Genomic DNA, 13,721 nt, shown 5'->3' on the forward strand with positions numbered 1-13,721 from the left:
TTATGTGTGTGTTCTGGATTGAAGTTTAGTGAGCGTCGTTCAGATGACACGCGCTGACATGCTCGATAGCGATGCCGCGCAAACGCGGCACTTCGGTCTTGCAGCGTGGCATGGCGTGCGGACAGCGCGGGTGAAAATGGCAACCCGACGGCGGTGCAAGCGGACTTGGCATTTCGCCGCGAATGGCGGTGAAGTGCTTCTTGCGCGCATCTATACGGGGAATTTCGGCCAGCAAGGTCTGCGTGTAGGGATGATTCGGATGCCGGAATATTTCTTCCACGGGGGCGCTTTCCACCACACGCCCGAGATACATGATCACCACGCGATCCGACAATTGCTCGACCACGCCCAGGTCGTGACTGATGAACAGGTACGTGAGATTGAACTGTTCGCGCAGGTCCATGAAGAGATTCAGGATCTGTGCTTGTATCGATACATCGAGGGCGGCGACCGCTTCATCGCAGACGAGCATGGAAGGGTTGACCGCGAGCGCTCGCGCAATCCCGATGCGCTGCCGCTGGCCGCCGCTGAACTCATGCGGGTAGCGGTCGGCGAGCGACGGATCGAGGCCCGCGCGTTTTAATTGTGCGGCCACGTAGGCGTCGAGATCGCTGCGCCCGACCATGCCGTGAACGAGCGGCGCTTCGCCGACGATATCGCGAATACGCCGGCGCGGATTCAGGCTCGAATAAGGATCCTGGAAGATCATCTGGATCGCCAGTCGCGCTGCGCGCAGCGCAGCCGGTGACATGGCCGCGCGGTCCTGGCCATCCACCAGCACGTCGCCTTCGGTCGGTGCTATGAGCCCTGAAACAATGCGGCCGAGCGTGGATTTTCCGCAGCCGGATTCACCAACCAGCCCGACCACCTCGCCCGGCGTGATCGCCAGATCGACATGTTCGACTGCTCGCGTGACCGCTTGCGCCGCAAGCACGTTGCGCTCGCGCAGCCAGCGTGTTGCGGCGTTTTCGTCGCGTTCGCCGAAGCGCTGGCTGACCCCGCGCAGTTCAATGAGCGCGCGTGTAGTGATCTCGCTCATGCGGTTGTCTCCGTGCGGACATCGATTTGCCTGCCGGGATGAAAACAGCGCACGAGATGCGTGCCATGCTCGGACGCCTGCGCGGCCGGCGAGGGCCCGAGCAACGGAGGCGTCGAGCAGACCGCCGTGGCTCGCGTGCAGCGCGCGGCGAACGCACAGCCCGGCGGCAACGAGCGCAGGTCCGGTGTGATGCCCGCAATCTGCGTGAGTCTTTTACCGCGCGTGTTGAGGCTCGGCAAACTGTCGATCAGACCCGCCGTGTACGGATGTTGCGGACGGTCGAGCACCGCATCCACGGTGCCCTGTTCAACGATCCGGCCCGCATACATCACGGCGATGTCATCGGCGAGACCCGCCACCACCGACAAGTCGTGCGTGATCCAGATCAGCGACGTGCCCTGCGTGCGCACGAGCGTTTGCACTTCGGACAGGATCTGCGCCTGGATGGTGACATCGAGCGCGGTAGTGGGTTCATCGGCGATGATCAGGTCAGGCTTGTGCAGCATCGCAATCGCTATTGCCACGCGCTGGCGCATGCCGCCCGACAACTGATGGGGGTACGCGCGCAGCCGTTCGCCGGGGCTGGCAATACCCATGGCCGCCAGCGCTTCGCTCGCCTGTTCGCGGGCAGCACTGCGGCTTACGTCGCGATGCGCGCGCACGGCTTCGATCATCTGCGCGTCCACGCGCTGCACCGGATTAAGCGTGGACATGGGGTCCTGGAACACCATCGCGATACGGCTGCCGCGCAGGCGCCGCATGTCCGCTTCGGGCAAGCCGACAAGGTTTTTCCCCTTGAAGAGTATCTCGCCGCCGACCACGCGGCCGGGGGCATCGATGAGTCCCATGATGGAAAAACCGGTCACCGATTTCCCCGATCCCGATTCGCCGACCAGACCCAGCACGCGACCTCGCGCGAGCGTGAGCGAGACGTCTTCAACAGCAGGCAATTCGCCTTCGCGCGTGAAGAAGCGCGTTCGCAGATGGCGGACTTCAAGCGTGTTGTCCGCGGTATGGAAATCATGAAGGGCAGCGTCGCTCATTTCACGAACCTCGGATTGAGCAACTCGCGCAGGCGGTCGCCAACCATGTTGATCGATACCAGCATGGCCAGCAGCGCAAGACCGGGATACACACTGGTCCAGTATTCGCCCGAGAGCATGGTCTGGTAACCGTTGGCAATCAGCAGGCCGAGCGAGGGTTCGGTGATCGGCACACCGAGGCCCAGGAATGACAGCGTTGCTTCCAGCGTGATGGCGCGCGCGACCTGCAGCGTGCCGACCACGATCAGCGGCGGCAGGCAGTTCGGCAGGATGTGAACGAGCACGATGCGCCAGTTGGGAATCGCGAGACTGCGCGCGGCCTCAACATATTCGCGCCGCGCTTCGACCAGCGCTTGTGCTCGCGCGGTGCGCGCGTAATACGCCCATTCGATCAGCACCAGCGTGAGCACGACGTTCGTCACGCTCTTTCCCAGGAACGCGAGCAGCATCATGGCGACGAGGATGGACGGGAAGGCGAGCAGCAAGTCCACGAGGCGCATGATGAGGCTGTCGACCTTGCCGCCGGCATAAGCCGCGACCAGGCCGAATACGGTGCCCACCACGCCCGCGATCACCGCCGAGCCGAGACCTACGGATAAGCTCAGGCGCAGGCCGTAAAGCATCGCTGAATACAGATCCCTACCCTGGCCGTCGGTGCCGAGCCAGTACGCATGCGTGCCGGCGCCGTTCATTGAACCGGGGGGGAGGCGGGCATCGAGGACATCGAGTTGCAGCAGGTCGTAGGGATTTTGCGGCGTGATCAGCGGCGCAAAAATGGCCGCGAGCATCAGCAGCACCGCGACGATCAACGCAGCCAGCGCGACAGGCGAGCGCCCAAAGTCGGAGACGAGCTGACGCCACGGCGACTGACGGCGTTTGAGCCCGCCGAGCACGGGCTTTTCCGTCTCGGGATTCAGCGGAGCCGTGCTCATCGCGCACCCTCCAGCCGCACGCGCGGATCGAGGAACTTGTAGAGGATATCGACGAACAGGTTCAGCGAGACGAACATGCAGACGACCACGATCAGGTACGAGAGGATCACCGGGCGATCGAGTGCGTTGATGCTGTCGAGGATCAGCTTGCCCGCGCCGGGCCACGAGAACACGGTCTCGGTGACGACCGCGAACGCGATGGTCGAACCGAACTCGAGACCGATCACCGTGACAAGCGGAATCAGCGTATTGCGCAGGATGTGAACGAGCACCACGCGCGTGGGCGACAAGCCCTTGGCGCGGGCGAAACGCACGTGTTCCGTCGGCACGACTTCGCGCACGCCTGCACTTGTCAGGCGCAAGACGAGCGACACCTTGAAGAGCGAGAGATTCAGCGCGGGCAGGATCAGGTGGCGCAAGCCGTCGAGCGTGAGCCACGACCACTGGACACCGAACAGGCTGGCAGTCGCGCCGCGTCCGCTGGCGGGCAGCCAGCCGAGCCTCACGCTGAACAACATGATGAGCATCAGGCCGACCCAGAAAGTGGGCAACGAGAAGCCGACAATACTGCCGGTCATCAGCATCTTCGAGAGCGGATTGCGTGGATGCAGCCCCGCGAAAAGCCCCAGCGGAATGCCGATCACCAGCGCCAGCAGCAGCGCCGAAACAGCGAGCTCGAAGGTCGCGGGCAAGCGTTGCAGGATCAGGCGGATCGCGGGTTCGTTATAGACGAAGCTGTTGCCAAGGTCGCCATGCATGGCGCCGGCGAGGAACGCCAGGTACTGTTTCCAGAGCGGCTGGTCGAGGCCGAGTTGCGCGATGATGCGCGCCCGGTCGACCTGATCGACGTCCTGGCCGATGAGAATATCAATCGGGTTCCCGATCGCATGCAGGCCGATGAACACGATCAGCGTCATCAGCAGCACGACGAACGCCGCCTGCGCGATTCGGCGAATGAGCCAGCCGCTCATTGGTCCTCCGCATACTGGGCCGGTGCTTCGGCCGGTTGCCATTCATCGCCGTAGAGTTCCGGTTCAGCGTACGCTTCCAGCGCCGCGTAGTGTTGCTCGACGTCCTCGGAATACAGCAGGCTCGTCAAACCTTGGGCAAGCCGTTTTGCGCCTGTGCTGATAGCGGGAATGTCGCCGGAGACGGCGCCTTGCGAGAGCGACGCGGGATAGCAGAAGCAGTGTATGCGCGACAAACCGGGGCAATCGCCGGGGGATTTTTCGATGAATTCAAACGCGGGTCCGACATCCGGCGAGTCTGATAACTCGGCGTCTTCATCGCCGGAAGGCGGAGTGTAGCGGTCGGCCCAGGTGCGGATATACGGCGCAAATGCGGCGAATTCCGGGCGCGCGGACCAGTCGACCTTGAAGCCCGTGGAGACCACGAGGAAGTCGGCCGCGAAGGTGCCTTTGGGGGTGTGGATCGAAAGTCCGTTATCGCTGCTTTCAACCGATAACACCGGGCATCCAAGATTAAAGCGCGCATTCGGATGACGCGATACCCGCAGCGTACTGCCACGCGGCGGGGGTACCTGCACCGTATTGATGTAATGGCGGATCTTCCATTTCCATTCATCAGGCAAGGTCTGGTGGCCGTGAGTCAGGCCCGGATTGCCAGCCCCCTTACCCTTGTTTACGCGTGGGAGATCAGAACGCCTAATCAGCAGATCGACGCTGGCCGCGCCCGCTTCGAGCGCCGTGGCGGCGCTGTCCATGGCCGATGAACCACCGCCGACCACAGCCACTCGCTTGCCGGCAAGCGTGTTGTAGTCGGTGGTGTCAGACGAATGCGCCCAGCGATTGCGTGGCAATCCTTCAACAAACGCTGGCAATGCAGGCCCGCCCAATCCGTCGCGCCCGGTGGCGAGCACGACACGTCGTGCATAGACATCGAAGCGACGATCATGTGCTCGCACGCTTAATACGACGAGACCATCGGCACGCGGCGTTACAGCTTCAATGGTGTGGCCGTTGCGGACATCGAGTGCGAGCACGCGGCGATACCAGACCAGATATTGCATCCATTGCAAGCGGTCGATCTTGTCGACCGCTTGCCACGCATCGGTGCCGAACTGAGCCTCGAACCACGCACGGAAGGTCAGCGCGGGCAAGCCTAAAGCGGGACCCGTCAATTGCTTCGGTGAGCGCAGCGTTTCCATGCGGGCGGTCGTGGCCCAAGGGCCTTCGAGTCCCTGTGGCGAGCGGTCAAAGATGCGCGCTCGCACGCCCAGCAGCTTAAGCGCGGCGGACGCGGCCAACCCCGCCATGCCGCCGCCGATCACCGCTACGTCCAGCACTTCGCTGCCGTTATGCGTCTTGCCCGGCACCCATTCGCGTGCGGGCAATTCGAGCAGGGACAGGTCTTCCGCGAGGCGCGCTTCGAGCGCAGCGAGGCCGGTGGGGGGGGTCGATGATACGTTTTTGTCGAGGCTCACGTGGCGGGCTCTTCGGTCGGATTGAGGATGTCGTCGGGCTCGCCGTAGAGCGCTTGAAGAATCGCGCTGTGCTGGCTTGCGTCGTGCAGGACGAAGTCGGGCAGGATCTCGGAGGCTGCAATCGCCAGCGCTTGCGCCGCGGCAAGAGTCGCCGCACTGGGCGGACGAAATTCGGGTGTGATGACGCCGAACAGGAACGCTATGCGGATATCGAGCGGACGGATCACCACGCCGTCGACGGGCAATCCCAACGCCGTTACCGGCTCCAGCACGGCAAGTCCGAGTCCCGCGCGCACCGCGCCGACTGCGTTCAGCGACGAGTTGGTTTCGATCACCCCGGCGGTGCGTACGCCCGCTTGCGCGAATGCCGAATCGAGCCGCGGGCGCAGACGGTAGGGGTTTTGCATGGTGACGAGACGACGGTTCGCAAAGTCGCTCAATGCGATGCGTTGCGCTCGTGCGAGTGGATCGTCCGCGTGCACGGCGGCAACACACGCGGCCTCGCCAATCCAGTGCACGAGCACGCCGCGATGTTCGAGCGGCAGGCTTGAGACACCCATATCGACAATGCCGTTCAGCACGGCATCGACGACCTGTTCGGGCGCGGCGCTGCGTAGATGCACGGATTCGAGCGGATGGTCCTCGTTGAGCAACGCAAGCGCGCGAGGCACGAGTCCGGCGGCAAGCGCCGAGGTTGCGGCAATGGTGAGCGGAGGCGGCGCTTGCCGCGCGATCTGCTCGGCGCGCGACTTTACCTGACGCAGGCTTGCCAGCGTGCGTTCGACGTCCTGGTAAAGCTCGGATGCCTCGCGGGTGGGCGCGACGCGCGGCCCGAAACGCTGGAACAGCGGATAGCCGATTTCGGCTTCCAGTTCCTGGATCGAACGCGATACCGCGGGTTGCGAACGCCCGAGCAAACGCCCGGCGGCAGTGACACTTCCGGCCGACATGACAGCGGCAAACGCTTCCAACTGACGAATTTCCATGAGTACGCGGGGCCCGATCGGTCAGATCGATGAATGCATAAAACGCATTCTTGCGTACTTAGCATGCGAAATGCAAATGATCAAAAATGCTTTAGATAGTGCGGGAAATGGGAAGGGGGTGGTGGAAGGCGGGCAGGAGGGTGGAGTACGGCTATTGAGCGGTGCGGGATTCAAGAAGTCCGCGTGAACAGTTCATAACGAATGGGCTTATTGAATAAGTCTGAATATTGGACGCCGGCGCTGCGCATGCGGCGCTGCTTCACCCTGCGCTTGATTTGGCGTTTCCGTGGAGAGGGTGAAGCGGGCCACGGTTGAGGTTTGGATCTGCGGTACGTGCGACCTGATCCCATCGTCGGCATCTGGCATCCCACTCATCATTCGATTACCCGCACACGTCGGGTCTCGCGGGCTGCCTCATTCGTCACCAACCGGATCGCCGAAGTCGATTTCGTCGTGGCGTTGGAGCTCGCCCTCTCGGAACTGCTGAATTAACCGCTCGCGCGAGAACCGCAGAATGGCGGTGCGTACGCGAACGATCAGTTGGCCGTGCTGGACTTCGACATCCGCTTCATTGAACACTGGCTCGCTGTTCCTCGCCTCGTTGGCGCCTTTCCGTACGTCGACCCTAAACCCTTGAAAGTCACCATCCGTGTGCCCGCATCCTTATTGAGATAGGCGCGCGCCGATATGGGTTAGCGTGCGTCTGCTGCAATCAAAGGAGGTACCACCGGATGACAATGGAATTAACACGCTATAACGGCTATCGGTATGTGCTGCGCAAGGGGCGAAGCTTCACCGAGGACTCGGAGAAAGCCAAGGCGGGGCGCGCCATGTTGATGCACGCGGATATGTATGTTTGGGAATCGAACGCGAGGCTAGTGGCGCGCGTCGAATCATTTATGCGGAAGGGTTTTTCGTGGTACTCGAAAAACCCGAAGCCCGCACGGGAAACCCTTCAAACGTTGCTCGCCTACGTGCGTGATGGCGCGGTGACGGTTTCCGAAGAAAACGGCGCGACCACTGACGTTTTCGAGAACGGCGGCTTCACGCTTGACCCACCAGCGAGAGAGGAAAGACGATCTGCGCCGCCGCTGGACTACAACGCGCAGTTGGCGGCAAATCGCGCATCTCTGCGTGATTATAACGATGCAATCGACGCGAGGATCGAGCGAGAACGGCCGGCGGATACCCCGTCGTTCGAAACCGTGAAACCGTCGGAAATGCCGTTTCTTCTGTCGCTCGTGCGTATGGTCGCGCGTGGCGAAAACCTGAGACGCGAAGCGACGCAAAAAGCCGTGTTCGGCTTAAGAGAGCTTGCGGACAATGTGATCACTCCGCTAGGCAATGCCGCACCATTCGAGCTTGGCGACATGCCCGGCTTTGGAGATAGTTTCGACATTGCGAAGACCCCGAACAACGGGGAGCCGGGGACGTGGTACACAAACCCCGGAAGCGGGCAAATGCGCTTATATGGTGATACGGGCGCACCGGTAGTTGATCTAGACTTCGACCATGCACATTTGAAAATGCAACCTCACGCCCACAATTGGACGGGAAAGAGTCGAGCGAAAGGGCTTGACGTCGTACCTTTCAGTCCTTGGAGTCCATAAAAAATGCTTGATAACTTCGATAGGTTTAACTCATTCCACGATTGGATTTTTGCGGGATACAGCGCGGATAGTCGGGGCAGCGCGGTATATCTTGAGTTGGTCTCAGACGATTTTAAAGAACACAAAACGATTGTTTTCATGGATGTGACGCGATGCCTTGTCACGGAATACGGAATGGAAAATATCGTTTACTCGTTAGATATACTTGTCGATTTTGACTCACCAAAATTTGTGGCTGCCCGTCAAATTTTGGATCGATCAACGCCCTTTGATCGGGGCTTATCGCCCAAGAAAATCGCGGTGTTATTGGCAAGCTTTGGCGGCGAGGCGTGGATTGAATACAGTACGTATCGGGTTCTGTCTAAAAATCCCGGTTAGCCTGTTGCCTGACTAGCGGCGTTGGTTGGTGGCGCTTCTCGCGTCGGCGTTGCCGATCCGGGCCGCGCAATCAACACCTTGCGCGGCCCGGCACGTCGTTCAAATTCCCCTCACACCGCCATGCACAAATACTTGATCACGAGATAGTCATCGATCCCATACCGCGACCCCTCGCGTCCGAGCCCAGACTGCTTAACGCCGCCAAACGGTGCGACTTCGTTGGAAATAAGCCCGGTATTGATCCCGACCATGCCATATTCCAGCGCCTCGGCGACGCGCCAGACGCGTCCGATATCGCGACTATAAAAATACGCAGCCAGCCCGAACTCCGTATCGTTAGCCATCCGTATCACTTCTTCATCGGAAGAAAACCGGAACAACGGCGCGAGCGGTCCGAACGTCTCTTCCCTGGCGATCTTCATCTCTGAAGTAACGCCCGACAACACCGTCGGTTCAAAAAAGCCGAAACCTAGCGGGTGCCGTTTGCCTCCGGCCACAACCTTGGCGCCTTTTTCCAGCGCGTCATGAATATGCGATTCGACCTTCTGCACGGCGGCGTCGTTAATCAGCGGCCCGAGCAAGACACCGCTTTCCAAGCCATTGCCCACTGTGAGTTTCGCAACGGCCGCGCCCAGCTTGGCGGCAAATTCGTCATACACCCGGTCGTGAACATAAAACCGGTTCGTACACACGCAAGTCTGTCCGCTGTTGCGATACTTCGACGCAATGGCGCCCTCGACCGCGGCATCAATATCGGCGTCGTCGAAAACAATAAACGGCGCATTGCCGCCCAGTTCCAGCGACACCTTCTTGACTGTCGGCGCGCTTTGCGCCATCAGCAGGCGACCGACCTGCGTCGATCCAGTGAACGACAACTTCCTGACGACGGGATTGCCGGTCAGCTCGGCGCCGATCGCCTTCGGGTCGCCAGTCACAATGTTCAGCACGCCCTTGGGCAGCCCGGCACGCTCGGCCAGCACCGCCATGGCGAACGCTGAAAACGGCGTTGCCTCCGCAGGCTTCACGACGATCGGGCAACCGGCGGCGAGCGCCGGGCCGACCTTGCGCGTGATCATTGCGCTCGGGAAATTCCACGGTGTAATAGCCGCGCAGACGCCGATCGGCTCCTTGGTAACCACAATGCGTTTATCGGCGGCCGGCGACGCAAGCGTGTCACCCGCAACGCGTTTGCCTTCCTCCGCGAACCACTCGATAAACGAAGCCGCGTAGACAATCTCACCCCGGGCTTCGGCAAGCGGCTTGCCTTGCTCGCGGGTGAGGATCATCGCGAGATCGTCGGCGTTTTCCAGCATCAGTTCGTACCACCGGCGCAGGATCGCCGCGCGTTCCTTTGCGGTCTTCTTGCGCCAGAGCGGCCAGGCGGCGTTGGCCGCATCAATCGCACGGCGCGTTTCCGCCGCGCCCATCTTGGGCACGTGACCGAGCGACTGGCCGTTCGCGGGGTCGATGACTTCGAAGGTGGAGGCGTCGTCGGCGCCTTGCCACTCGCCGTCGATGAACGCTTGGTGACGCAGCAGCGCCAGGTCTTTCAACTGAATCGATGAACGTTGCGTGCTCATGCCGTGACACCCACTTCTTCTGTCAGGATACGTTCGAGAATAGCGAGTGCTTCATCGAACACGGCGTCCTGAATGGTGAGCGGAAACAGGAACCGGATCACGTTGCTGTGCACGCCGCAGATCAGCAGAAGCAGGCCACGTTCAAGCGCCAAAGTTTGCACGCGCTTGGCGAACGCGGCGTCGGCTTCGCTCGTGCCCGGCTTGCAGAATTCGACCGCGATCATGGCGCCCGGGCCGCGCACATCGGCGATCTGGGGTACGTCGGCTTTAAGCGTGGTCAGCAGCGCCTTCAGTTTGTCGCCCAGGCGCACAGCACGCTCACAGAGCTTCTCTTCGTCGATGATCTCGAGCACCGCATGCGCCGACGCCAGCGCCAGCGGATTGCCTGCATACGTGCCGCCAAGACCGCCGGGCGCAACCGAGTCCATCACATCGGCACGGCCGACGACGCCTGACAGCGGCATGCCGCCGGCGAGGCTTTTGGCGATGGTCATCAGGTCCGGCGCGACGTCGTAGTGCTGCATCGCGAACAACTTGCCGGTGCGCGCGAAGCCGGTCTGGACTTCATCGGCGATCAGCAGGATGCCGTGGTTGTCGCAGAGCTTGCGCAATGCGCGCACGAATTCCACGGGCGCCTGATAGAAACCGCCTTCGCCCTGAACCGGTTCGAAGATGATCGCCGCAACGCGCTTGGCCTCAATATCCGCCGCAAAAAGCTGTTCGATCGCGCGCAACGAATCCTCGGTCGTGATACCTCGCACCGGGTTCGGGAACGGTGCATGGAACACGTCGGACGGGAACGGCCCGAAGCCGATCTTGTACGGCGCGACCTTGCCGGTCAGCGCCATGCCCATGAACGTGCGGCCGTGGAACCCGCCGCTGAACGCAATCACGCCTGGACGACCGGTTGCGGCGCGCGCGATCTTGATGGCGTTTTCAACGGCTTCCGCACCGGTCGTGAAGAACGCGGCTTTCTTTGCATGGTCGCCGGGTGCGCGCGCGATGATCTTCTCGGCGAGCGAAACATACGATTCGTAAGGAACGATCTGATACGCCGTGTGCGTGAAGCGTTCGAGTTGTGCGCGCATGGCCGCGACAATCCTGGGGTGCCGATGTCCTGTGTTGCATACCGCGATTCCCGCCGCGAAGTCGATGAAACGGCGTCCTTCCACGTCCCACAGCTCGGCGTTTTCGGCACGTTCAGCGTAGAAATCACACATCACGCCGACACCGCGCGGTGTTGCGGCATCCTTGCGAGCTTTCAGGTCGGCGTTCTTCAGGGTCTGGCTCACGGCAACTCTCCTTGGCGGGTTTTTAGGCGGTACCTCGACTATAGTAAGATTTGGCTCTTTCAATCAGAGCCATTTCCGTGTTTTTATAGGAGCCATTTCCGCGATGCGTGCAAGCATGTTGTCCGACTGGCTGGCTCAGCGGATTGAAAGAACGGGCGGTCAACCGATTTACCGGCAGTTGTATGGCTTGTTGCAGCAGGCCATCCTGTCGCGGGAATTGCCGGCGGGGACCAAGGTGCCGTCGTCCCGGTTACTCGCGAGCGAGCTCGGCCTCGGCCGCAATACGGTCACGCAGGTGTATGAGCAGCTCGCGCTGGAAGGCTACGTGTGGTCGGCGACCGGACAGGGCACATTTGTCTCGGACAGCGCGCCCGATGAGATCGTGGGTGCCGACTCGGTGGCGCACGATACGGCTCCTGCAGAACCGCGTGTGCTGTCCGCACGCGGCGCAAAGTTGTTGCAAGGGGCGGGTGTGTCGCAGCGGCAAGGCGGCGCGTTCATGCCGGGCGTGCCCGATGTGTCGCGGTTTCCAGCGGCTGTCTGGAGCCGCTTGCAATCCAAATACTGGCGCCGCTTGCCGCCCGATCTGCTGACCTATGCACCCGGCGGCGGATTGCCGAAACTGCGTCAGGTGCTGGCCGATTATTTGCGGACGTCGCGCTCGGTGCACTGCACGCCGGAGCAAATTATCGTCACGACGGGGATTCATCAGTCCATCGATCTTGCCGTGCGCCTGCTGTCCGATTCCGGCGACGTCATCTGGACCGAGGACCCCTGTTATTGGGGAGTGCGAAGCGTGTTGCAGGTGTCCGGTCTGTCGCTCAAGGCCATTCCGGTGGATGCAGAGGGTATCAATCCTTCCTCGGACGATCTGGCAGACCCGCCCAAACTGATGCTGGTCACGCCATCGCATCAATACCCGCTGGGCATGGTGATGAGCCTTGCGCGGCGGCGGATGCTGCTGGAGTTCGCGCGGCAAAACGGCTGCTGGATCATCGAGGACGATTACGACAGCGAGTTTCGATACGGCAGCCGGCCGCTCGCGTCGCTGCAAGGACTCGATACCGCCGGCCAGGTGATCTACGTGGGCAGCTTCGGCAAGACGCTGTTCCCCGGGCTGAGGATTGGCTACATCGTGGTGCCTGAGGGTTTGTCGACGAGCTTTGCGACCGCTTCGGCGGAGTTGTATCGCGAGGGGCAGTTATTGCAGCAGGCGGTGCTGGCCGAGTTCATCGCGGAGGGGCATTTCACGTCGCATATCCGGCGGATGCGCGGGATCTATGGGCAGCGTCGCCAGATACTGCTGGACACGATCAGGAAGCGTTATGGCGACGCGTTGCAGATTGTCGGCGGCGATGCCGGGCTGCATCTGGTGCTGCGTCTGCCCGATGACGTGGATGACCGTGAGGTGGCGAAAGCGGCGCTCGCGGTCAATATTGTGGTGCGGCCGCTGTCGGGCTATTTCCTGCGGCGGGATGAGGGCATGTCGGGATTGCTGATCGGGTATGGATGCGTGGCGGAGGAGGAGATCGAGCCGGCGTTTGAAAAGCTGGCGGCGGTGCTTGACCCGGCGTTGAGGGGCAAGGGGTGAGATGTTCTCGAGTTTCCCACTCTCCCGCGCCCGGATATTCGACCATTAACCGATTGCCAGCCTGACCGGTTTCCCCACTCTGCTTAGCATTTCGACCAGCGTATCAATAGTGAACTTGGCCGTCTTCTTGTTCACCACGTCTGATACGCGTGGCCGCGACACCATCAGGATTTTCGCGGCCTCTGCCTGCTTGAGGTGATGCTGTTCGATCCATTCGGCAAGCTCCGACATCAATTGTTCCTTGAGCTGCTGCGTGTCGTTGATTTGCTTTCGCGAAGCTGCCTGAAGCCGCTTGGCTTCCTCAGCCGAAAACCCGAGTTCACGGAACAGATTTGCACCTGGTTTCGTCACATGGCGGATTTCAGTATCGATGGTCATTGATTGATCTTCCTTGCGTTGGCCACGGCGCGATAGCGCGCCTCGGCAATTTCCTTATCCCGCTTGCTGGTTGCCTGGGTCTTCTTCTGGAAGCAGTGCAGGACATATACCGCTTCTTCGAACTTGGCGACGTACATCATTCGGAAAATTCCGCTGCCGTCCCTTATGCGGATTTCCCGAGTACCTGCGCCTATCTCCCCGAACGGCTTCCAGTCCTCTGGGTCCAGCCCTGATTGAACCTTGCTCAACTGGAAACCCGCATCCCGGCGTGGCTCATCTGGAAACTCCAATAGGTCGTCGTAGGCTGACCCGACCCAACGAATCTCCTTTTCCGGTGTCGTGACGGCCCTGTGTATAAAATTTTATACTAGTCCGTACTTTTCCCCATCAATTAGCCGAAACCTCCGCTAGCATTGGGTTTCGGCTATTTTTAGGGTTTAGGTGTAGCC

Annotated in this window: 14 protein-coding genes; 3 read left to right on the forward strand and 11 right to left on the reverse strand. The window is 61.1% G+C overall.

The window, feature by feature from the left end; translation table 11 throughout:
• Positions 1–25: 25 nt before the first annotated feature.
• The 7 genes from AWB69_RS37685 to AWB69_RS48270 all read right to left on the reverse strand — a co-directional run bounded on the left by AWB69_RS37685 (position 26) and on the right by AWB69_RS48270 (position 7,022).
• On the reverse strand, positions 26–1,039 hold the full coding sequence (locus AWB69_RS37685; protein ID WP_062091869.1) for an ABC transporter ATP-binding protein: 1,014 nt from the start codon (positions 1,037–1,039) through the stop codon (positions 26–28).
• On the reverse strand, positions 1,036–2,082 hold the full coding sequence (locus AWB69_RS37690; protein ID WP_062091870.1) for an ABC transporter ATP-binding protein: 1,047 nt from the start codon (positions 2,080–2,082) through the stop codon (positions 1,036–1,038). Before AWB69_RS37690 ends, AWB69_RS37685 begins: the two co-directional genes overlap by 4 nt.
• Positions 2,079–3,014: an ABC transporter permease gene (locus AWB69_RS37695; RefSeq protein WP_062091871.1), complete on the reverse strand. Its 936-nt coding sequence runs from the start codon at positions 3,012–3,014 to the stop codon at positions 2,079–2,081. Before AWB69_RS37695 ends, AWB69_RS37690 begins: the two co-directional genes overlap by 4 nt.
• On the reverse strand, positions 3,011–3,985 hold the full coding sequence (locus AWB69_RS37700) for an ABC transporter permease (RefSeq protein ID WP_062091872.1): 975 nt from the start codon (positions 3,983–3,985) through the stop codon (positions 3,011–3,013). Before AWB69_RS37700 ends, AWB69_RS37695 begins: the two co-directional genes overlap by 4 nt.
• A complete protein-coding gene (locus tag AWB69_RS37705; protein ID WP_062091873.1) occupies positions 3,982–5,457 on the reverse strand; it encodes a flavin-containing monooxygenase in 1,476 nt (491 codons plus the stop codon). The genes AWB69_RS37700 and AWB69_RS37705 overlap by 4 nt, the downstream gene beginning before the upstream one ends.
• A complete protein-coding gene (locus AWB69_RS37710; RefSeq protein WP_062091874.1) occupies positions 5,454–6,443 on the reverse strand; it encodes a LysR family transcriptional regulator in 990 nt (329 codons plus the stop codon). The genes AWB69_RS37705 and AWB69_RS37710 overlap by 4 nt, the downstream gene beginning before the upstream one ends.
• 414 nt (positions 6,444–6,857) lie before the next feature.
• Positions 6,858–7,022: a hypothetical protein gene (locus tag AWB69_RS48270; RefSeq protein ID WP_156529113.1), complete on the reverse strand. Its 165-nt coding sequence runs from the start codon at positions 7,020–7,022 to the stop codon at positions 6,858–6,860.
• Between the two features lie 191 nt (positions 7,023–7,213).
• Between AWB69_RS48270 and AWB69_RS37725 the strand changes: the two genes are divergently transcribed.
• Together AWB69_RS37725 and AWB69_RS37730 are read left to right on the forward strand one after the other, a co-directional pair.
• Positions 7,214–8,053: a hypothetical protein gene (locus tag AWB69_RS37725; RefSeq protein WP_156529114.1), complete on the forward strand. Its 840-nt coding sequence runs from the start codon at positions 7,214–7,216 to the stop codon at positions 8,051–8,053.
• Between the two features lie 3 nt (positions 8,054–8,056).
• Positions 8,057–8,431 carry a hypothetical protein gene (locus tag AWB69_RS37730; RefSeq protein WP_062091877.1) on the forward strand — a complete coding sequence of 125 codons (375 nt, stop codon included), beginning with the start codon at positions 8,057–8,059 and terminating at the stop codon, positions 8,429–8,431.
• A 110-nt stretch (positions 8,432–8,541) separates the two neighbouring features.
• On the opposite strand, the gene gabD is transcribed toward AWB69_RS37730, so the two are convergent.
• Both gabD and gabT read right to left on the reverse strand, forming a co-directional pair.
• Complete coding sequence (gene gabD, locus AWB69_RS37735) at positions 8,542–10,011, reverse strand: NADP-dependent succinate-semialdehyde dehydrogenase (protein ID WP_062091878.1); 1,470 nt, start codon at positions 10,009–10,011, stop codon at positions 8,542–8,544.
• Positions 10,008–11,291: a 4-aminobutyrate--2-oxoglutarate transaminase gene (gabT, locus tag AWB69_RS37740; protein WP_062091883.1), complete on the reverse strand. Its 1,284-nt coding sequence runs from the start codon at positions 11,289–11,291 to the stop codon at positions 10,008–10,010. The genes gabD and gabT overlap by 4 nt, the downstream gene beginning before the upstream one ends.
• 115 nt (positions 11,292–11,406) lie before the next feature.
• Between gabT and pdxR the strand changes: the two genes are divergently transcribed.
• Entirely contained in the window at positions 11,407–12,894 is a 1,488-nt protein-coding gene (gene pdxR, locus AWB69_RS37745; RefSeq protein ID WP_062091879.1) for a MocR-like pyridoxine biosynthesis transcription factor PdxR, read from the forward strand.
• Between the two features lie 45 nt (positions 12,895–12,939).
• Here pdxR and AWB69_RS37750 read toward each other — a convergent pair whose 3' ends face one another.
• The gene (locus tag AWB69_RS37750) at positions 12,940–13,272 is read right to left on the reverse strand and encodes a helix-turn-helix domain-containing protein (RefSeq protein ID WP_062091880.1); all 333 of its coding nucleotides are present in this window, start codon (positions 13,270–13,272) and stop codon (positions 12,940–12,942) included.
• Positions 13,269–13,562: a type II toxin-antitoxin system RelE/ParE family toxin gene (locus AWB69_RS37755; protein WP_231937365.1), complete on the reverse strand. Its 294-nt coding sequence runs from the start codon at positions 13,560–13,562 to the stop codon at positions 13,269–13,271. The genes AWB69_RS37750 and AWB69_RS37755 overlap by 4 nt, the downstream gene beginning before the upstream one ends.
• Positions 13,563–13,721: the final 159 nt, after the last annotated feature.

The organism is Caballeronia udeis, from assembly GCF_001544555.2.
Taxonomy (GTDB): domain Bacteria; phylum Pseudomonadota; class Gammaproteobacteria; order Burkholderiales; family Burkholderiaceae; genus Caballeronia; species Caballeronia udeis.

Excerpts from the sequence above, each read along its gene's own strand:
- AWB69_RS37685 (WP_062091869.1), bottom strand. The coding sequence starts at position 1,039 with ATGAGCGAGATCACTACACGCGCGCTCATTGAACTGCGCGGGGTCAGC.
- AWB69_RS37690 (WP_062091870.1), bottom strand. The coding sequence starts at position 2,082 with ATGAGCGACGCTGCCCTTCATGATTTCCATACCGCGGACAACACGCTT.
- AWB69_RS37695 (WP_062091871.1), bottom strand. The coding sequence starts at position 3,014 with ATGAGCACGGCTCCGCTGAATCCCGAGACGGAAAAGCCCGTGCTCGGC.
- AWB69_RS37700 (WP_062091872.1), bottom strand. The coding sequence starts at position 3,985 with ATGAGCGGCTGGCTCATTCGCCGAATCGCGCAGGCGGCGTTCGTCGTG.
- AWB69_RS37710 (WP_062091874.1), bottom strand. The coding sequence starts at position 6,443 with ATGGAAATTCGTCAGTTGGAAGCGTTTGCCGCTGTCATGTCGGCCGGA.
- AWB69_RS37730 (WP_062091877.1), top strand. The coding sequence starts at position 8,057 with ATGCTTGATAACTTCGATAGGTTTAACTCATTCCACGATTGGATTTTT.
- gabD (WP_062091878.1), bottom strand. The coding sequence starts at position 10,011 with ATGAGCACGCAACGTTCATCGATTCAGTTGAAAGACCTGGCGCTGCTG.
- pdxR (WP_062091879.1), top strand. The coding sequence starts at position 11,407 with ATGCGTGCAAGCATGTTGTCCGACTGGCTGGCTCAGCGGATTGAAAGA.
- AWB69_RS37750 (WP_062091880.1), bottom strand. The coding sequence starts at position 13,272 with ATGACCATCGATACTGAAATCCGCCATGTGACGAAACCAGGTGCAAAT.